General features: G+C 71.0%; 18 protein-coding genes. 15 read left to right on the top strand and 3 right to left on the bottom strand.

The genetic code is table 11. The annotated features are described in order from the left end of the window. The first annotated feature begins 75 nt into the window (after positions 1-75). Positions 76-2430, top strand: a complete 2355-nt coding sequence (locus PVT71_RS22335) for a Tex family protein (RefSeq protein ID WP_353474686.1) — start codon at positions 76-78, stop codon at positions 2428-2430. Between the two features lie 43 nt (positions 2431-2473). Here the strand turns inward: PVT71_RS22335 and PVT71_RS22330 are convergent, their stop codons facing one another. Next, positions 2474-3292 carry a sugar phosphate isomerase/epimerase family protein gene (locus PVT71_RS22330; protein ID WP_353474685.1) on the bottom strand — a complete coding sequence of 273 codons (819 nt, stop codon included), beginning with the start codon at positions 3290-3292 and terminating at the stop codon, positions 2474-2476. Between the two features lie 272 nt (positions 3293-3564). Here PVT71_RS22330 and PVT71_RS22325 point away from each other — a divergent pair, with 272 nt between their 5' ends. The 8 genes from PVT71_RS22325 (at position 3565) to PVT71_RS22290 (ending at position 11401) form a co-directional block, all read left to right on the top strand. After that, a complete protein-coding gene (locus PVT71_RS22325; RefSeq protein WP_353474684.1) occupies positions 3565-5208 on the top strand; it encodes an ABC transporter substrate-binding protein in 1644 nt (547 codons plus the stop codon). Between the two features lie 103 nt (positions 5209-5311). After that, complete coding sequence (locus tag PVT71_RS22320) at positions 5312-6307, top strand: ABC transporter ATP-binding protein (protein ID WP_353474683.1); 996 nt, start codon at positions 5312-5314, stop codon at positions 6305-6307. Next, positions 6304-7287: an ABC transporter ATP-binding protein gene (locus tag PVT71_RS22315; protein WP_353474682.1), complete on the top strand. Its 984-nt coding sequence runs from the start codon at positions 6304-6306 to the stop codon at positions 7285-7287. Before PVT71_RS22320 ends, PVT71_RS22315 begins: the two co-directional genes overlap by 4 nt. A 10-nt stretch (positions 7288-7297) precedes the next feature. Continuing rightward, a complete protein-coding gene (locus tag PVT71_RS22310; protein WP_353474681.1) occupies positions 7298-8224 on the top strand; it encodes an ABC transporter permease in 927 nt (308 codons plus the stop codon). Between the two features lie 13 nt (positions 8225-8237). Next, a complete protein-coding gene (locus PVT71_RS22305; protein WP_353474680.1) occupies positions 8238-9101 on the top strand; it encodes an ABC transporter permease in 864 nt (287 codons plus the stop codon). Positions 9102-9112: 11 nt separating this feature from the next. After that, positions 9113-9856, top strand: coding sequence for a glycerophosphodiester phosphodiesterase family protein (locus tag PVT71_RS22300; protein WP_353474679.1), 744 nt, complete (start codon positions 9113-9115; stop codon positions 9854-9856). After that, positions 9853-10551, top strand: a complete 699-nt coding sequence (locus tag PVT71_RS22295; protein ID WP_353474678.1) for an HAD-IA family hydrolase — start codon at positions 9853-9855, stop codon at positions 10549-10551. Before PVT71_RS22300 ends, PVT71_RS22295 begins: the two co-directional genes overlap by 4 nt. Positions 10552-10732: 181 nt before the next feature. Beyond that, positions 10733-11401 (top strand): class I SAM-dependent methyltransferase, encoded by a 669-nt coding sequence (locus PVT71_RS22290; protein ID WP_353474677.1) that lies wholly within the window; start codon positions 10733-10735, stop codon positions 11399-11401. 6 nt (positions 11402-11407) lie between these two features. Here the strand turns inward: PVT71_RS22290 and PVT71_RS22285 are convergent, their stop codons facing one another. Beyond that, the gene (locus PVT71_RS22285; RefSeq protein ID WP_353474676.1) at positions 11408-12577 is read right to left on the bottom strand and encodes an amidohydrolase; all 1170 of its coding nucleotides are present in this window, start codon (positions 12575-12577) and stop codon (positions 11408-11410) included. Positions 12578-12768: 191 nt separating this feature from the next. Then, entirely contained in the window at positions 12769-13821 is a 1053-nt protein-coding gene (locus tag PVT71_RS22280) for an FAD-dependent oxidoreductase (RefSeq protein ID WP_353474675.1), read from the bottom strand. Between the two features lie 51 nt (positions 13822-13872). On the opposite strand from PVT71_RS22280, the gene mnmD reads away from it, so the two are divergent. From mnmD to PVT71_RS22250, 6 genes are all read left to right on the top strand, one after another. Beyond that, positions 13873-14541, top strand: coding sequence for a tRNA (5-methylaminomethyl-2-thiouridine)(34)-methyltransferase MnmD (gene mnmD / locus PVT71_RS22275; protein WP_353474674.1), 669 nt, complete (start codon positions 13873-13875; stop codon positions 14539-14541). After that, the gene (locus PVT71_RS22270; RefSeq protein WP_353474673.1) at positions 14542-15414 is read left to right on the top strand and encodes a DMT family transporter; all 873 of its coding nucleotides are present in this window, start codon (positions 14542-14544) and stop codon (positions 15412-15414) included. It abuts the gene before it with no gap. Positions 15415-15634: 220 nt separating this feature from the next. Beyond that, the gene (locus PVT71_RS22265) at positions 15635-17554 is read left to right on the top strand and encodes a DUF3604 domain-containing protein (protein WP_353474672.1); all 1920 of its coding nucleotides are present in this window, start codon (positions 15635-15637) and stop codon (positions 17552-17554) included. A 2-nt stretch (positions 17555-17556) separates the two neighbouring features. Further along, entirely contained in the window at positions 17557-17961 is a 405-nt protein-coding gene (locus PVT71_RS22260; RefSeq protein ID WP_353474671.1) for a DUF302 domain-containing protein, read from the top strand. 12 nt (positions 17962-17973) lie between these two features. Further along, a complete protein-coding gene (locus tag PVT71_RS22255) occupies positions 17974-18822 on the top strand; it encodes a peptidylprolyl isomerase (protein WP_353474670.1) in 849 nt (282 codons plus the stop codon). Then, positions 18819-19817 (top strand): HupE/UreJ family protein, encoded by a 999-nt coding sequence (locus tag PVT71_RS22250; RefSeq protein ID WP_353474669.1) that lies wholly within the window; start codon positions 18819-18821, stop codon positions 19815-19817. The genes PVT71_RS22255 and PVT71_RS22250 overlap by 4 nt, the downstream gene beginning before the upstream one ends. Position 19818 lies beyond the last annotated feature (1 nt).

The following is a 19818-nucleotide window of genomic DNA, read 5'->3' as shown; positions in this document are numbered from 1 at the left end:
CGCACGCCGCCTCTTGGCGGGGGCGCGCGGCGGGGCTACACCGACCTTCCCGAAGACCCGAAGGAGGCCGCAGCCGTGGACACCCAGACCCGTATCGCCAGCACCATCGCGCGTGAAATTCAGGCCAGTCCGAAACAGGTGACGGCAGCGGTCGAGCTGCTCGACGGCGGCGCCACGGTGCCCTTCGTCGCGCGCTACCGCAAGGAGGTCACCGGCGGGCTCGACGACACGCAGCTGCGGAACCTGTCGGAGCGCCTCACCTACCTGCGCGAACTCGAGGCCCGCCGCGTCGCCATCCGCGACTCGATCAAGGAGCAGGGCAAGCTCACCGACGCGCTCGACAAGTCCATCGCCGGGGCCGAGACCAAGGCCGCGCTCGAGGACATCTACCTGCCCTACAAGCCCAAGCGCCGCACCCGCGCGATGATCGCCCGCGAGAACGGGCTCGAGCCGCTGCTGCGCGCCATCGAGAGCGACCGCAGCGCCGATCCCGCGAAGCTGGCCGAGGGGTACCTCACCGAAATCGTCGCCGACGTGAAGGCGGCGCTCGAGGGCGCGCGCGACATCCTCGGCGAGGAGCTGACCGAGAACGCGGCGCTCCTCGGCAACCTGCGCGAGTTCATGCGCGCCGAGGCCTTCATCTCGGCCAAGGTCGCGCCCGGCAAGGAGCAGGAGGGCGCCAAGTTCTCGGACTACTTCGACCACCGCGAGAAATGGTCGGGCATTCCCTCGCACCGCGCGCTGGCGATCCTGCGCGCCTCGAAGGAAGAGGTGGTGACGGTCGACATCGCCCCCGATCCCGAGAACTCCTCCCGCCGCGGCGAGGACATCGTGGCGAGCGCCATCGGCATCCGTGGCACGGGCGCCGGGGATCAATGGCTGCGCGGCGTCGCCGACTGGACGTGGCGGGTGAAGCTGAGCCTGTCGATGTATGTCGACCTGATGACCGAGCTGCGCCGCCGCGCCCATGAAGAGGCGATCGCGGTCTTTGCCCGCAATCTCAAGGACCTGCTGCTCGCCGCGCCCGCCGGGTCGAAGGCAACGCTGGGCCTCGATCCGGGGATCCGCACCGGGGTCAAATGCGCCGTGGTGGACGCCACCGGCAAGCTGCTGGAGACGGCGACGATCTACCCGTTCCAGCCCAAGAACGACACGCGCGGCGCCACCGCGACGCTGATGGAGCTGATCGCCCGCCACAGGATCGAGCTCGTCGCCATCGGCAACGGCACCGCCAGCCGCGAGACGGAACGGCTCGTCGCCGACGTGCTGAAGCTGATGCCCGCCGCCGCGAAGAAGCCGACCAAGGTCATCGTCTCGGAGGCCGGGGCCTCGGTCTATTCCGCCTCGGAACTGGCGGCCAAGGAATTCCCCGGGCTCGACGTCAGCCTGCGCGGCGCGGTGTCGATCGCCCGCCGCCTGCAGGACCCGCTGGCCGAGCTGGTGAAGATCACCCCCGAGAGCATCGGCGTCGGCCAGTACCAGCACGACGTCGACCAGCGCAAGCTGGCGCAGGCGCTCGAGGCCGTGGTCGAGGACGCGGTGAACGCGGTGGGCGTCGATCTCAACACCGCCTCGGCGCCGCTGCTGGCGCATGTGGCGGGGCTCGGCCCGTCCTTGGCGCAGTCCATCGTCAGCCACCGCGACAGCACCGGTGCCTTCCCCTCGCGCAAGGCGCTGCTGAAGGTGGCGGGGCTCGGGCCGAAGGCCTTCGAGCAATGCGCGGGCTTCCTGCGCATCCGCGACGGGATCGAGCCGCTCGACGCCTCCTCGGTGCACCCCGAGGCCTATGGCGTGGCGCGCAGGATCGTCGCCGCCTGCGGCCGCGACATCCGCCAGATCATGGGCCAGCCCGAGGCGCTGCGCGGCCTGCGCGCAGAGCAGTTCGTCGATGGCGCCTTCGGCCTGCCGACCGTGCGCGACATCCTCAGCGAGCTTGAGAAGCCCGGCCGTGACCCGCGCCCCGATTTCGTCACCGCCAGCTTCACCGACGGCGTCGAGGAGATCACCGACCTGCGCCCCGGCATGATGCTCGAGGGCACGGTGACCAACGTCGCGGCCTTCGGCGCCTTTGTCGACATCGGCGTGCACCAGGACGGGCTGGTGCACGTGAGCCAGCTCGCCGACCGTTTCGTCAAGGACCCGCACGAGGTGGTGAAGGCCGGGGACGTGGTGAAGGTGCGCGTGACCGAGGTCGACGTGCCGCGCAAGCGCATCGGCCTCACCATGCGCAAGGACGGCGGCGGCGAGGCGGCGCAGGAGCGGCGCGGCGCGCCCGACAGGGGACCGCGCGGCAAGGGTCCCGGCGGTCCCGGTGGCTCCGGCGGCAAGGGCCCGCGCGGGCCGATGAGCGCGGGGCCGAAGGGCGGCTCGGGCGGCGGTCAGGGCGCGCTTGGCGCGGCGCTTCTGGATGCGATGAAGAAGAAGACCTGAGACCGGCGTCGCCCGGGGCATGTAGCCCCGGGCACCGGAAAGGTCAGCGCGCCAGACCCCGCTCCGCCAGCCACCTCGCCGAGGGCAGGATCTGCGCCTTGTCGCGCAGCTCGAGGATCAGCCGGGCGCGGCCCTCGAGCGGCGCCACCGCGTCGAAGACCGAGGCCCAGTTGATCGTGCCCTGCCCGATGCCCCAGTGCCGGTCGGCGTAGCCGTCGGCATCCTGCAGGTGCACGTGGCGCAGCCGCGTCCCGGCGCGGCGGATGTAGTAGTCGACCGGCGCCGCACCGTTCGAGCCATGGGCGTAATGCGCGTGGCCGGTGTCGACCGAGACCGCCACCGCCGGGCTGTCGAAACTGTCTGCAAGCAGGCAGCGCGCGTCGGTGTCGATGTCCTCGATGTTCTCGATCACCATGGTCACGCCGGTCTCCTCGGCGCGGCGCACCGCCGGGGCGAGCGTCTCGTGCACCAGCGACACCACGCGGTCGCGGGCATCGGGGTAGTTGTCGAGGTTGTTGTAATCCCACGTGGTGTAGGGGCTGTGGATGACCATCTGCGTCGCCCCGAGCGCCGCGCAGACCTCCAGCCCCTGCAGCATCCGGCGCGAGACCAGCGCGCGGACCTCGAAGTCGAGGTTGGCAAGGCTCAGCCCCCAGAACGGCCCGTGGATCCCCAGCCGCCCCTCGTAGCCCTGCAGCAGCGTCTGCGCCCGCGCCACCAGCGGCTGCCAGTCGCCGCAGAGCACCTCGGCCGTGGTGAAGTCCTGCAGCTCGAGATCGCGCTGGTCGGCGATCACCCAGTCGCGCAGCGTCTCGAGCGTGTCGAGCGGCATCGCCGCTCCGAGAAGGGGAAGAGAGGTCATCTTGGCATTCCTGTTGAACGAACCCGCGACGCGCCCGGTCCGGGCCCGCGCCGCCGAGGGCCGCTCTAGGCCCGGCAGATGACAGGCGCATGACCGGGCCGGGCATTTGTCACCCACCTGAACAATTGTCACGGCAGCTTCGCAAAACCGTCGCCCCGCTGTCGCGCTGGCCCTGTCTACGTCCGGCCATCGCGGAGGGCGCCGGGGACAGGCGCGCTCCGCTCCGGCTTGGACAGGAGCCCGGCACGCGCCGGGACGACAGGAGACAGGACATGATCACACTCAACCGTCGCCACGCGCTCGGCCTTCTCGGAGCAGGCGCCGGCAGCCTCTCGCTGCCCGGCTACCTGCGCGCGCAGGGCGCCCGCCCCTCGATCACCATCGCGGTGCAGAAGATCACCAACAACAACACGCTCGACGTCTGGAACGAGCAGTCGAACGTCGGCGAGCGCGTGTTCTTCCCGAACCTCTGGGAAGGGCTGATCCTGCGCGACTGGATGGGCGACCAGGGCCCCGTCCCCGGCCTCGCCACCGAGTGGAAGCGCCTCGACGACAAGACCATCGAGCTGAAGCTGCGCGAGGGCGTGAAGTTCCACAACGGCGACGAGATGACCGCCGAGGACGTGGCCTTCTCCTTCTCGCCCGAGCGCGTCTTCGGTGACACCCAGCCCGCCGGCGGCAAGACCATCTTCGCCGAGGACTACCAGCCCGAGACCGCCAAGGACCTGCCGCCGAACGTGCCGGGCATCGGCCGCCGGCTCTGGCCCGCGCTGCAGGGCGTCGAGATCGTCGACAAGTACACCGTGCGCTTCCACAATGCGACGCCGGACGTGACGCTCGAGGGCCGTCTCTACTCGCACGGCAGCCAGATCGCCAGCCGCCGCGCCTGGGACGAGGCCGCCTCCTACGCCGAATGGGCCGCCAAGCCGGTGACCACGGGCGCCTACCGGGTCGAGGAGCACCGCCCGGACGTGTCGCTCACCCTCGTCGCCTTCGACGACTACTGGGGCGGCCGCCCGCCGCTCGAGCGCATCACCTTCGTCGAGGTGCCCGAGGTGTCGAGCCGGGTGAACGGGCTGCTGTCGGGTGAGTATGACTTCGCCTGCGACCTGCCGCCGGACCAGATCGGCAACGTCATGGACGCGCCGGGCTTCGAGGTGCAGAACTCGACCATCTGGAACCACCGCATCTCGGTGTTCAACACCCAGAACGAGATCCTCGCCGATCCGCTGGTGCGCCGCGCCATGACCCATGCGATCGACCGCGAGGCCATCGTGCAGGCGCTCTGGGGCGGGCTGACCAAGGTTCCCGCGGGCCTGCAGTTCGAGAGCTTCCGCACCTCGGACATGTTCGTCGAGGGCTGGGCCGCGCCCGAGTTCAACCCCGAACTGGCGCGCGAACTGCTCAAGCAGGCGAACTACAAGGGCGACGCGATCCCCTACCGCCTGCTCAACAACTACTACACCAACCAGGTCTCGAACGGGCAGATCATGGTCGAGATGTGGAAGCAGGTCGGTCTCAACGTGCAGATCGAGATGAAGGAGAACTGGGGCCAGATCCACGAGCCCTCTGGCGTCAAGGGCGTGCGCGACTGGTCGGCCTCGAACACCATCAACGATCCGATCACCCCGATGGTGGTGCAGTTCGGCCCGAACGGCGAGGTCCAGCAGAAGCAGGACTGGTCCAACGCCGAGATGAACCAGCTCTCCGCGATCATGGAGACCTCGACCGACCGCGCCAAGCGCAAGCAGGCGATCACCCGGATGCTGGAAATCGCCGAGCGCGAGGATCCGGCCTACCAGGTGCTGCACCAGAACGCGGTCTTCACCGGCATGCGCTCGGATCTGAACTGGAAGGCCGCGCCGGCCTTCGCGATGGATTTCCGCGCCGAGAACTGGAACGTGTCGAACGGGTAATCCGGCACTTCCCCCTTCCCCGGCGAACCCCGCGGTCCGCCGGGGCTTTTCGTTCCGCGCCCGGCTCCCGGGCCGGACACGGACCGAACGAAAGGACCTCCCCATGGCCAATCTGGTCGAAATCCGCGACCTGCGGGTCGCCTTCGACGGCGTGCCGGTGCTGCACGGGATCGACCTCGACGTCGCCCCCGGCGAGGCGCTCGGCCTCGTCGGCGAGAGCGGCTGCGGCAAGTCGGTCACCTGGCTCGCGGCGCTGGGTCTGCTGCCCGCCAAGGCGCATGTCGGCGGCTCGGTCGTTCTCGAGCACCGCACGCTGTCGGGCGCACCCCGCGCCGAGCTCGAGGCGGTGCGCGGCGGGCGGATCGCGATGATCTTCCAGGACCCGTCGAGCGCGCTCAACCCGGTGATCCGGGTCGGACGGCAGATCTGCGAGGCGCTGCGGCTGCACCGGGGCCTGACCGGCGCGCCCGCGAAGGCCGAGGCGCTGCGGCTGATGGACATGGTCGGCATCCCCGACGCCCGCGCCCGTTTCGACCTCTACCCGCACGAATTCTCCGGCGGCCAGTGCCAGCGGATGATGATCGCCATGGCGCTCGCGGGCGAGCCCGACCTGCTGATCGCCGACGAGCCGACCACGGCGCTCGACGCCACGATCCAGGCGCAGATCCTCGACCTTCTGGCCTCGCTCCGGCGCGAGACCGGCATGGCGCTGGTCTTCATCAGCCACGACCTCGGCGCGGTGGCACAGGTCTGCGAGCGGGTCTGCGTGATGTACGCGGGCCGCATCGTCGAGCAAGGCCCGGTGGGCCAGCTCTTCGCCGCGCCCCGCCATCCCTACACGCGCGGGCTCTTCGACGCGCTGCCGCGCATGGACGGGCCGCGCACCCGGCTCATCCCCATCGACGGCACCGTGCCCGACCCGCGCGCCCTGCCTGCAGGCTGCGCCTTCGCGCCGCGCTGCACCCGCGCGCAGGCCTTCTGCCAGGGCGAGCGGCCCGCGCTGCTGCCGCAGACCGACGGGCGGCAGCTTGCCTGCGCCTACCCGGTGCCGATGCCCGTCCCGACCACTAGCCCGGCCCGCGAAAGGGTGAGCCAATGACCCAGATCCTCGAGGCGGATAACTTGGTCCGCATCTACGAGACCCGGCAGGGGCTCTTCGGCAAGGTCACCCCGGTACGCGCCGTGGACGGCGTCAGCCTGCGCGTGCGGCGCGGCCAGACGCTGGGCATCGTCGGCGAGAGCGGTTCGGGCAAGTCGACGCTCGGCCGGATGTTGCTGGGGGTCGACCCGGCGCAGGGCGGCGAGGTGCGCTTTGCCGGCGCGCCCCTGCCCGCGCGCGGCACCGCCGCCTGGCGCGCGCTCCGCGCCCGGATGCAGATGGTCTACCAGGACCCGCTCGCCGCGCTCGACCGCCGCCTGATCATCGCCGCGCAGATCCGCGAGCCGCTGGAGATCCACCGGCTCGGCTCCGCCGCCGAGCGCGAGGCCCGCACCGCCGAGCTGATGCAGGCCGTCGGGCTGCGCCCCGACCAGGCGGAACGCTACCCGCACGAGCTGTCGGGTGGCCAGCGCCAGCGCGTGGTCATCGCCCGCGCGCTGGCCACCGATCCCGAGCTTCTGGTCTGCGACGAGCCGGTCTCGGCGCTCGACGTGTCGATCCAGGCGCAGGTGGTGAACCTGCTGCGCGACCTGCAGGCGAAGACCGGGCTCGGCATGGTGTTCATCAGCCACGACCTCAAGGTGGTGCGCAACCTCTGCGACCGGGTGGCGGTCATGTACCTCGGCCGCATCGTCGAGGAGGGCCCCGCAGAGGAGATCTTCGCCAGCCCCCGCCATCCCTACACGCAGGCGCTTGTCTCGTCGGTGCCGGTGCCCGGCCGGGCGCTTTCGGGCCGGATCATCCTGCAGGGCGAGCCGCCCAACCCCGCCGCGCGCCCCGCCGGCTGCGCCTTCCACCCGCGCTGCCCGAGGGCCGAGCCGCTCTGCCGCGGTGCCGTGCCCGAGCTGCGCATGACCGAGCCGGGGCGCGCCAGCGCCTGCCATCTTGCCGCCGGGGCCAGCCCCGCCACCGCTGCCTGAGGACCGCCCGATGATCCGCTTCTTCTCGATCCGCCTGCTGCGCGCCCTCGTCACGGTGCTGGCGGTGATGACCTTCGCCTTCGTGGTGCTGCGCATGTCGGGCGACCCGGCGCAGGTGCTTCTCGGGCCCGACGTGCCGCAGGAGACCGTCGACGCCTTCCGCACCGCCTGGGGACTCGACCGCCCGCTCTGGCAGCAATACGCCGCCTACATCGGGCAGATCTTCACCGGCGATTTCGGCATCTCGATGCGCGACCGCTCGCCGGCGCTGGACCTGGTGCTTGAACGCCTGCCCGCGACGCTGCAGCTGACCGTACCCGCGCTGCTTCTTCAGCTCGGCATCGGCATCCCGGCGGGCATCTACGCCGCGCTGCACCGGGGCAGCCTGATCGACCGCGGGGTGATCCTGCTGGCCGTCGCGGGCTTCACCATCCCCTCCTTCGTGCTCGGCCTCGTGCTGGTGCTGCTCTTTGCGGTGATGTGGGGGCTGCTGCCCTCGGGCGGGTTCGGGACCTGGTGGCACGGCATCCTGCCCACCATCACCATCTCGATCGGCGGCATCGGCATCCTCGCCCGCTTCTCGCGCTCGGCGATGATCGAGGTGCTGGGCCAGCCCTACATCCGCACCGCCTCGGCCAAGGGGGTCACGTGGCGCCAGGTGATCTCGCGCCACGCCCTGCCCAACGCCGCCGTGCCGATCGTCACCATCGTCGGCTTCATGGTCGGCTCGCTGGTCGCGGGCGCGGTGGTGACCGAGACCATCTTCAGCTGGCCCGGCATCGGGCGGCTGCTGATCGTGTCGGTGAGCAACCGAGACCTCGCCGTGGTGCAGTGCATCCTGCTGATGATCGCCGCGGTGATGGTGGTCTCGAACCTGATCGTCGACCTGCTCTACGGCTGGCTCGACCCGCGCCTGCGCTCGCAGGCGGCGCATTGAGAGGAGCCCGCCCATGACCCTTGCCATGGACACCCCGAAACCCCGCAACCCGGTGCTGGTGCGGCTCGCCGCGATCCCCGGCAGCGTCGCCTTCGGCCTGATCTGGCTGGCCGCGGTGCTGCTCTGCGCCGCCTTCGCCGACCTCCTCCGGCCCTATGACATCACCCAGATGGACCTCATGGCCCGGCTCTCGCCGCCGGGCACGCCGGGGCACTGGCTGGGCACCGACGAGCTGGGGCGCGACGTGCTCTCGCGGCTGATCCAGTCGGTGCGCGTCTCGCTGGTCATCGCCTTCGGCGCGACCCTGCTCTCGGCGCTCTTCGGCACCGCGCTCGGCTTTCTCGCGGCGCAGTTCCGCGGCTGGGTCGAGCACGTGGTGGTCATGCTCGCCGACTTCCAGGCGGCGCTGCCGTTCCTCATCATGTCGCTGGCGGTGCTGGCCTTCTTCGGCTCGTCGATGGGGCTGCTGGTCTGCCTCATGGGGTTCTACGGCTGGGAGCGCTACGCCCGCATCGCCCGGGGCCTCGCGATCTCGGCGGGTGCGCAGGGCTATGCCGCCGCCGTGGTGCAACTGGGCGCGACTCCGGCGCGGATCTACCTGAGGCACATCCTGCCCAACGTCGCCTCGACCCTCATCGTGTCGATGACGCTGACCTTCCCCGAGATCATCCTCATGGAGTCGGGCCTGTCGTTCCTCGGCCTCGGCGTGCAGCCGCCCGAGACCAGCCTCGGCAACATGGTCGGCTTCGGCCGCGAATACCTCACCACCGCGCCCTGGGTGATGCTCGCCCCCGCCGTGGTCATCATGCTCACCACCCTCTCGATCAGCCTCGTCGGCGACTGGCTGCGCGACAGGCTCGACCCGACCATCCGCTGAAAGGACTTCCCATGACCCGCATCACCGGCCATCGCGGCGCCCGCAACCTCTGGGCCGAGAACTCGCTCACCGGCTTTGCCGAGGTGCTGAAACTGGGCGTCGACGCCGTGGAATTCGACGTGCACCTGACGGGCGCGGGCGAGCTCGTGGTGATCCACGACGCCACGCTCGAGCGCACCACCGAGGCCGAGGGCGAGGTCCGCGCGCTGTCGCCCGAGGCCCGCGCCGCGACGCGGCTGAAGGACAGCACCGACGTGATCCCGACGCTGGACGAGGTGCTGGACCTGCTGGCGCCGCACAAGGATCTCGACCTGCACGTCGAAATCAAGCTCGACGCGCAGAACCGGCCCTATCCCGGCATCGCCGCGAAGGTGGCGGAGGCGCTGCTCGCCCGCGGGCTCGCCAGCCGCAGCCACCTGACCTCCTTCGATCTCGGCATCCTCTGCGACTGCCGCCAGCACGCGCCGCAGATCCGGCGGCTGGTCTCGGCCGACGCGATGTGGGTCGAGAAGCAGGGCGGGCTCGAAGGTTTCATCGAAGCCGTCTCGGATCTCGTCGACATCGTCGCGCTGCGCCACGATTTCCTTGCCGCGCATTGGGACGAGGTGCTGCGCCTCTGGCCCATCGAGCGGCTCTGCGCCTGGACGGTGAACGATGCCGAGACGATGCAGGCCTGGCTGGGCCGCGGCGTCGGCCACCTCACCTCGGACCGGCCCGACCTCGCGCTCGCCCTGCGCCGCGGCGTGCCCGCATGACCCTCATAACCCCGCCGCCCCCCGCGACCCGGACGGCCCTGCCCGCCGGGCTGGTGATCTTCGACTGCGACGGCGTGCTGATCGACAGCGAGATGATCGCCTCGCGCCTGCTGGCCGAGGCGCTGCGCGAGGCCGGGGCCGAGATCACCGCCGCCGAGGCCCATGTCCGCTTCACCGGCGGCGCGCGCGGCGAGATGCTGGCGATCTGCCGCGACGAGCTTGGCATCCTCGCGGCGGAAGAGGTGATCGCGCGGTGGGAGGCCCGGCTCTTTCCCGCGTTCCACGCCGAGCTGCAGCCGGTGCCGGGGATCGAGGCGCTGATCGCCGCGCTCGGCCGCCCGGTCTGCGTCGCCTCGAACAGCCGCATCGCACGGCTCGAGGCCTCGCTCGGCCGCCTGCCGCTCAACGCCCGTTTCGGCGACCATGTCTATTCTGCCGAGATGGGCGCCCGGCCGAAGCCCGCGCCGGACCTCGTGCTGCACTGCCTCGCGCGCATGGGCGTGCCCGCGCCGGAGGCGGTGATGATCGACGACAGCCCGCACGGCATCGAGGCCGCCCGCGCCGCCGGGGTGACCGCCATCGGCTTCGTCACCCCCGGCGATCCGCGCCCCGGCCGCGCTGCGCTGCTGCGTGCCGCGGGGGCCGCCGAGGTCGCCCATGGCGCCGGGGATCTGGCGGAGCTCCTGCTCGCCTGAGTGCGCCGCCGCCACACCCCGGAGAAGTGCCCGCGCCGCCGGGAGGCAGCGCCGCCTGCTGGCGCGGGTGCGGGTGCGGGCGCGGGCGCGGGTACGGGGCGCCGAAAAGCCGCCTTGACTCGCGGCCGTGGCGCGGCGCAAGGGACGCTGCCCGCCCCCTCTTTTCGGAACAGCCAGACCCGTGACCGCAAATCCCTATGAACTGACCGGCTTCTACGACACCGCCATTGCCGCCGGCCGGCACCGGGAAATCGTCGGCGGCCGCTGGGAGGAGACCGGGCGGATCGAGATGGCGATCCTGCGCGAGGCCGGGCTGCTGCCGCATCACCACCTGCTCGACATCGGCGCCGGCTCGCTGCGCCTCGGCTGCAAGGCCGTGCCCTATCTCGAGCCCGGCCACTACTGGGCGACGGACGCCTCGCGCAAGATCATGCTGGCGGGCCACGCCGCCGAGCTCGAGGACCCGGCGCGGCTCGACCCGGCGCAGCTGGTCGAGGACGCGCGCTTCGAGTTCCCCGGCATCGCGCCCGGCATCACCCATGCCATCGCCTTCGCGGTCTTCCCGCACCTGCCGATGGCCTACCTGCGCCGCGCGCTGACCAACCTGCACCGCTTCGCGGAACTCGAGAGCTTCCTCTTCACCGTCTTCCTCGCCCCCGACCCGGTGACCGCGATGCGCCCGTACCGCCAGCCCGACGGGGTGGTGACGCATGACATCCGCGCGCCCTACCACATCCTCGCCGAGGACGTGGCGCATCTCGCGCAGGGCAGCGGTTGGCAGGTGAGCCGGAGCGACGTGATGCTGCCGCGCGGACAGGTGCTGTTCACCGCGCGGCCGCTGCGGGCCTAGGGCCCTTCAGCCCGCCAGCTCGCGCGAGACCAGCTCGACCCAGAAGCGCATCCCCGGCAGGATCGCGCCATCGTCGAAGTTGTAGGCGGCATTGTGCAGCTCGGCGCTGTCGCCGTTGCCGTACCAGAGGATCGCGCCCGGTCGCTTCTCGAGCAGGTAGGAGAAATCCTCCGAGCCCATCAGCGCGTCGCAATTGTCATCGACGTTCTGCGCCCCCGCGACCGCGGCGGCGGCGGCCACCGCGAGGGCCGTCTTGGCCGCGTCGTTGGAGGTCACCGGGTAGCCCGGCCGCCAGTCGAGCTCGGCCTCGCAGCCGAACTGCTCGGCACCGGCCTTCAGCATCCGCCGCAGGTGCGCCTCGATCTCGGCGCGGGTCGCCGAGTTCATCGTGCGGATCGTGCCGCCGAAGATCGCGGTGTCGGGGATCACGTTGAGCGCGCCGCCCGAGCCCGCCTCGAGCCAGGTGATCGACACGACCACCTGGTCGAACGGATCCGAGAAGCGCGAGACCAGCGTCTGCGCCGAGGCGATGAGATGCGCCGCCGCGACCACCGGGTCGATCGACTTGGTCGGGGCCGAGGCATGGCCGCCGCGCCCGCTCACCGTGACGACGAAGCGGTCGCCCCCCGCCATCAGCGGGCCGGGCCGCGTGGCGAACTGGCCGACCGGCAGGCCGGGCTGGTTGTGCATGGCATAGACCGCACCGATGCCGAAGCGCTCGAGGATGCCCTCCTCGATCATCGTGCGCGCCCCGGCGCCGCCCTCCTCGGCGGGCTGGAAGATCAGCGCGACGGTGCCGGCGAAGTCGCGGGTCTCGCAAAGGTAGCGCGCGGCGGCGAGCAGCGTCGCGGTGTGCCCGTCATGGCCGCAGGCATGCATCATGCCGGGCACTTTCGAGGCATAGGGAAGGTTGGTCTTCTCGTCCATCGGCAGCGCGTCCATGTCGGCGCGCAGGCCGATCACCGGGCCCTCGCCCTTCGCGCCGCGGATCAGGGCGACGATGCCGGTCTTGGCGATGCCGGTCTCGATCTCGTCGACGCCGAAGCCCTTCAGCTTCTCCGCGACGAAGGCGGCGGTGGTGTGAAGCTCGTAGAGCAGCTCGGGCTTCTCGTGCAGGGTTCGTCGCCAGGTTTTCGCCTCGTCTGCGATGCGGGCCATCTCGTCTGCGTGGGTCACGCGGTCTCTCCTGTTGTCTTCGTCCGGCGTGGGCGGCACGGGCGGGCGGAGGCGGCATCGCGGCGCGCCGGCAAGGATGCGCGGGGCAGCTTCGCCGGGGCCCGGGGATGCGCGCGACCGGGCCCCCGTTTGGGGCGCCCCGCCGGATCACGGCCTCACGCTTGCAGAAACCGGCGCCGAGGCCAAGGCGCTCAGAGGGAATCTTCGACCCGGAAGCCCTCGGGGATCGCATCGCGCCCGTCGAGCAGCAGGTCGGCCATGACCTCGGCCACCTTCGGCCCCATGCCGAAGCCGATCTTGAAGCCGCCATTGGCGATGAAATGCCCCGCGCGCCCGGGCCATGCGCCCAGCATCGGCGCGCGGCTGCGGGCGCGCGGGCGCACCCCGGCCCAGCGTTCGATCACCTCGGCACCGTCGAGCGCGGGCACCGCCAGCACCGCGCGGGCGATGAGATCATCGCATTGCCCGTCGGTCGAGGCGGGATCGTCGAAATCCCGCTCCGAGGTCGAGCCGATCGCCACGGTGCCGTCGGCATGGGGCACCACGTGCAGCCCCTCGGCGTAGATCTGCGGCACCTCGCCCGCGTCGAAGCGCAGGCTGACCGACTGGCCCTTCACCCCGGTGCCGACGTTCCGGCCGAGCGCCTCCGACAGCGCCCCGAGCCCGCGCCAGCCCGCCGCCCAGACGACGCGGCCCGCATCCTCTGCCTCGGGCACCACCTCGACGCCGCGCGCCGCCAGCGCCGCGACCAGCGCCGCGCAGGCCCGGCGCGGGCTCATCCGCGCGGTCAGCGTGTCGCGCACCAGAAGGCCCGAGGGCGAGACCGGGGCCCATGCGCCCGCCTCGGCGACAGGGATCACCTTCCAGACGGCAGTGTCGCCCCAGAGTTCCCGCGCCGTGAGCTCGCGCGCCCGCGCCAGCTCGGTCGCCTTGTCATCCGCCAGCGGCTGCAACCGCCCGAGCCGCCCGTAGCCCGCCGAGACGCCGCCCGCCGCCTCGACCCCGGCCCAGAACTCCGCCGCCATCAGCAGGCTCTCGAGCTGGAAGGCCTTCTTGGGGTTCCAGTTCTCGGGCACATGCGGGGCCAGCGCGCCGACCTGCCCGCCGCTCGATCCCGAGCCCGCGCCGAAGGGGTCGACGACGCGCACCTTCGCCCCCCGCTCGAGGCAGGCCCAGGCCGTCGACAGGCCGAAAATCCCTGCCCCGCGCACCGTCACATCCACGTTCCCAAGCCCGCTTGCCATTCCGCTCTCTCCGCTTCATGTAGGATCACAGTTCTAGGACAGGTGCGAAGAATGAGCCAGCCCGACGCCCCCGAGTGGCGCGACGGAGACGTCCCCGTCTCGCCGCGTTTCGACGATCCCTACTATTCGCTGGAAAACGGGCTGTCGGAGACCCGGCACACCTTCCACGCGGGCAATGGCCTGCCAGCGCGGCTGAGGGACGGCTTCCACGTGGCGGAACTGGGCTTCGGCACCGGGCTCAACCTGCTGGCGACGCTCGCGCTCTGGCGCGAGAGCGGCGTGGCGGGGCAGCTGCGCTTCACCACCTTCGAGGCCTTCCCGCTCGCCGCCGCCGACATGCTGCGCGCGCAGGCCCCCTTCCCCGAGCTGGCGCCGATCGCCGCCGAGCTGGCGCCCTTCTGGCAGGCCGAGGCGCGCGCCTTCACCCTGCCCGACCTGCGCTTCACCATGGTCGAGGGCGACGCGCGGCAGACCCTGCCGGCGTGGCCCGAGCAGGCCGACGCGTGGTTCCTCGACGGCTTCTCGCCCGCCAAGAACCCCGAGCTCTGGGGGCCTGAGCTGATGGGCGAGGTCGCCCGCCACACAGCGCCGGGCGGCAGCGCCGCCACCTACACCGCCGCGGGCCACGTGCGCCGCGCGCTGGCCGAGGCCGGGTTCGAGGTCGAACGCCGCCCCGGCCATGGACGAAAGCGCCACATGACCGTGGCAAGGAAACCCTGAATGGCACAGCAGAACACGCGCCTCGGCATCTGGCTGATGGTGCTGACGACCTTCATCTTCTCGCTGCAGGACGGCCTGTCGCGGCACCTGTCGGAAGCCACCAACGTCTACATGGTGACGATGGTGCGCTACTGGTTCTTCGCCGCCTTCGTGCTGACCCTTGCCGCGCGCAGCAAGGGCGGGCTGCGCGCCGCCGCGCACAGCGGCCAGCCGGTGCTGCAGGCGATCCGCGGCGTGCTGCTGGTGCTCGAGATCTGCGTGATGGTCTCGGCCTTCGTCTATCTCGGCCTCGTCGAGAGCCACGCGGTCTTTGCCTGCTACCCGCTGCTGATCGCCGCCCTGTCGGGGCCGGTGCTGGGCGAGAAGGTCGGCTGGCGGCGCTGGACCGCGATCGGCATCGGCTTCGTCGGCATCGTCATCATCCTGCAGCCCTCGGGTGGGGTGTTCTCGCCGCTCGCGGCGATCCCGCTGCTGGCGGCGACCATGTTCGCGCTCTACGGGCTGCTGACCCGCCGCGTCGCCCGCACCGACAGCGCCGCAACCTCGTTCTTCTGGACCGGGGTGGTCGGCGTGCTGACCGCGACGGCGATCGGCATGTGGTTCTGGGAGCCGATGAGCGGGCCCGACTGGGCGATGATGGCGCTGCTCTGCCTGACCGGCGCGACCGGCCACTACACGCTGATCAAGTGCTACGAGGTCGCCGAAGCCTCGGCGGTGCAGCCCTTCGCCTACCTGCAGCTGGTCTTCGCCTCGGCGCTCGGTCTCACCGTCTTCCACGAGGAATTGCGCACCAACGTGGTGATCGGCGGGGCGATCATCGTCTGCGCGGGGATCTTCACGCTGATCCGCGCGCGCAAGGCCGAACAGCGCTAGACCCGCGCCGGCGCCGCGGCAGGAAACGGCCTATCGCGGGGTGCCGGCTGCGCCCCGCGACCATCCGGCACCCCCGCCCCGCGTTTTTGCGGTTGATTTGCTGAGCCAAATCAAAATCATGGTGTACACGTAAAGGTAGCACCCGACTCGGCATTGCCCGGGCCGGGCGCATACCACGATTGATTTTGAGCAAATCCTTATCCGCAGAAAGGCATCGCCCATGGCACGCCGCTTCGCATCGCTCCTGCTTTCGACGACCCTTGTCGCCACGCCGCTGCTCGCGCAGGTGAACACCGACGCAGGCACGCTCTATCCCGAACAGATCGAGCGCTTCTTCAACCAGCCGGGCTATTCGCCCTATGCCGGGCGCAGCTTCCCGACCCGTCCGCTCTGGGGCGAGCAGCACCTGCACACCGCCTGGTCGGCCGACGCCTTCGCCGGCGGCACCCGGGTCGGCCCGGACGACGCGCTGCGCTATGCCAAGGGCGCCGAGATCACCTCGAGCACCGGCCAGCAGGTCAAGCTCTCGCGCCCCTATGACTGGATGGTGGTGACCGACCACTCCGACGCGATGGGCGTGGTCGCCAACATCTACGAGGGCGATCCCGAGATGCTCTCGGACCCGCAGATCAAGAAATGGCACGACGGCATGGTCGAGGGCGGGGCTTCGGCCAGCAAGGTCATGATGGAGATGATCGCCGCGCAGGGCGAGGGCAAGCTGCCCGCGGCGATGACCGACAACGAGGTGCAGTTCGACATCTGGAAGAAGATGACCGAGATCGTCGAGGGCCACAACCAGCCCGGCATCTTCTCGGCCATCATCGGCTACGAGTGGTCCTCGAACTACGGCGGCGGCAACAACCTGCACCGCAACGTCATCTACCGGGACGACAAGTATTTCGCCGACCAGGTGCGCCCGCTGACCACCTTCGACACCGAGCAGCCGCGCGAGCTCTGGGACTGGCTGCAGGCCTACGAGGACAAGACCGGCGGCCGGGTGCTGGCGATCCCGCACAACGGCAACCTGTCGAACGGGCTGATGTTCGCCACCGAGACCCCCGACGGCCACCCGATCGACGCCGCCTGGGCCGAGAAGCGCGCCCGCTGGGAGCCGCTCTACGAGGTCACCCAGGGCAAGGGCACCTCGGAGCAGCATCCCTCGCTCGCCCCCTCGGACGAGTTCGCCGACTTCGAGATCTGGGACGCCGGCAACCTCAACGTCGTGCCCAAGGAGCCGGGCATGATCGAGTATGAATACGCCCGCCAGGCGCTGAAGCGCGGCCTCAAGCTCGAGGACGAATTCGGCACCAACCCGTTCAAGTTCGGCCTCGTCGGCTCGACCGACGCGCATACCGGCGTGTCCTCGACCGAGGAGAACAACTTCTGGGGCAAGTTCCCGGCTTCCGAGCCCTCGCCCGAGCGCTCGACCGGCAACGCCTTCGACTTCGACGGGCGCACCGTCAAGGACTGGAAGCTCGGCGCCTCGGGCCTGACCGCGGTCTGGGCCACAGAGAACACCCGCGCCTCGATCTGGGACGCGATGAAGCGCAAGGAGGTCTACGGCACCACCGGCACGCGCATCGGCCTGCGCTTCTTCGGCGGCTGGGAGTTCGCCGAGTCCGACGCGCTCGGCCGCACCCCGGCCAACATCGGCTACGCCAAGGGCGTGCCGATGGGCGGAGACCTGATGCCCGCGCCCGAAGGCGCCACCGCGCCGAACTTCCTCGTCGCGGCGCTGAAGGATCCCTTCTCGGGCAACCTCGACCGCATCCAGATCGTCAAGGGCTGGGTCGATGCCGAGGGCGAGATGCAGGAGAAGATCTACGACGTGGCCTGGTCGGGGGATCGCGAACCCGGCGAGGATGGCAAGGTGCCGCCCGTCGGTGACACGGTCGACGTCGCGACGGCCTCCTTCACCAACACCATCGGCGCACCCGAGCTGATCACCGTCTGGACCGATCCCGATTTCGACCCGGCGCTCGACGCCTTCTACTACGCCCGGGTGATCGAGATCCCGACGCCGCGCTGGACGGCCTATGACGCCGCCTACTTCAAGGATGCGGCCTTCACCGACGACGTGCCGATGACCGTGACCGAGCGCGCCTACAGCTCGCCGATCTGGTACGCCGCGAGCAAGTGAGCATGACCGGCTTCGGAACCGACGTGACCCTCGAGCGCCCCTTCGACGAGGCGCTCGAGGCGGTGACCGCGGCGCTTGCCGCCGAGGGCTTCGGGGTGATCTCGCGGATCGACCTCGACAAGGCCTTTGCCGAGAAGCTCGGCAAGGACTTCCGCCGCTACACCATCCTCGGGGCCTGCAACCCCGGCCTCGCCCACCGGGCCGTCACCGCGCGGCCCGACGTGGGGCTGCTGCTGCCCTGCAACGTGACCGTCGAGGAAGCCCCCGGCGGCGCGCTGGTGCGGCTGGTCGACGCGGGACAGATGATGGGAATGGGCGATCTCGGGCAGGTGCCCGAGATCACCGAACTGGCCGCCGACGCGGGCGCGCGCCTCGCCCGGGTCGCCGAGGCGCTGCGCAAGGGCTGAAGGCAGAACACCATGAAGATCGGCACCGTCCTCCGCTCCCCGCTCCTGCACTTCTTCATCCTCGGCGGGCTGGTCTTCGGGCTCTACGCGCTTATGGCCCCGCCGCAGGCGCCCGGCTCCCGCGACGACGTGCTGCACCTGACCGAGGACGAGGCGAACCGGCTCGCGGACGGCTTCCTCGCCGCCTGGGGCCGCCCACCGACCGAGGCGGAATCGCGCGGCCTCGTCCGCGACTGGGCCACCGAGGAGGCGATGGTGCGCGAGGCCCTGACGCTCGGGCTCGACAAGGGCGACGCGATGATCCGCAACCGCCTGCGCGCCAAGATGGAGTTCCTCGCCGAGGCCCCCGCCGCGACGATGGAGCCCGACGACACGGCACTTCAGGCCTTCTACGCCGAGAACGCCGCGCAGTACGCCCGGCCCGCGCAGATCAGCTTCCAGCAGGTGCTGCTGCCCCCGGAAGCCTCGCCGGAAGAGGTCGCCGCGCTGCGAGCAGAGCTTGCACAGGGCGCGGATCCCGCCGGGCTCGGCCGCGCGACCATGCTGCCGCCGGCGATCGAGGACATGGCCGCCACGGCGGTGGAGCGGGTCTTCGGCGGCGGCTTCGGCACGGCGGTCGCGGCGCTGCCGCTCGGGGAGTGGTCGGGCCCGGTGCCGAGTGGATACGGCGCCCATCTCGTCCGGCTGGATGCCCTGCGCGAGGCGAGCCTGCCGCCGCTCGAGGCGGAACGCGCCAAGGTGCTCGCCGACTGGCGTTCGGCCGAGGCGCGCAAGATGCGCGCGGCCTTCACCGACCAGCTGCTGAGCCGCTACACGCTCGACCTGCCGCAGGACCAGCCGCTGCCGGACGCGCAGCAATGAGAACGCTCGCGGCCCTCCTTCTCCTCATCCTCGCGGCGCTCCGCCCGGTCCCCGCCGCGGCCCACGCGCTCGACCCGGGGTTCCTCGAGCTTTCGGCGATGGATGCCGCGCAGTGGCGTGTGAGCTGGCGGATGCCCGACGTGAACGGCCGCCCGATGCCTATCGTGCCGGTGCTGCCCGACACCTGCCAGCACACGCCGCCCCCCGCCCCCGCCTTCGACGGGCGCGCCTGGGTCACCTCCTACATCGCCACCTGCCCCGAGGGTCTGGCCGGCGCAACCATCGGCATCGAGGGGCTCGCCCGCACCCGCACCGACGTGCTGGTGCGCTACGAGCTGACCCCCGGCGCGGCCCAGACCCAGCGCCTCACCGCGAGCGCGCCCTCCTTCACAGTGCCCGTCGATCCCGGCCACGGCGCGGTCTTTGCCAGCTACGTCGCGCTCGGGGTCACGCATATCCTCGAGGGGGTGGATCACCTGCTCTTCGTCTTCGCGCTGCTCCTGCTGGTTCGCCAGCCGCGGCGGCTCCTGTGGGCGATCACCGCCTTCACGCTGGCGCACAGCCTGACGCTCGCCGCCGCGACGCTGGGCCTGCTGCGGCTGCCTTCGGCGCCGGTCGAGGTGGTGGTGGCGCTGTCGATCGTGTTCCTCGCCTACGAACTGGCCCTGCCGCCCGAGCGCCGCGATCCGGTGTCCGAGCGGTTTCCGGCGCTGGTCTCCTTCGGCTTCGGGCTGATCCACGGGCTCGGCTTCGCCGGCGCGCTGCGCGAGATCGGCCTGCCGCAGTCGGACATCCCGCTGGCGCTGCTGTCCTTCAACATCGGCGTCGAGCTCGGGCAACTCATGTTCATCGCGCTGGTGCTGACGATCGGCTACATGGCCCGCCGCATGGCCCCGGTCCTCGCGACGCATGGTGCGCGGCTCAGCCGGCTCAGCAGCTATGGTATCGGTACCATCGCCGCCTTCTGGGTGATCGAGCGCATCGCCGCCTTCTGAC

It is taken from the genome of Salipiger sp. H15, assembly GCF_040409955.1.
GTDB lineage: Bacteria > Pseudomonadota > Alphaproteobacteria > Rhodobacterales > Rhodobacteraceae > Salipiger.
This window is presented reverse-complemented; position numbering and strand designations above follow the sequence as displayed.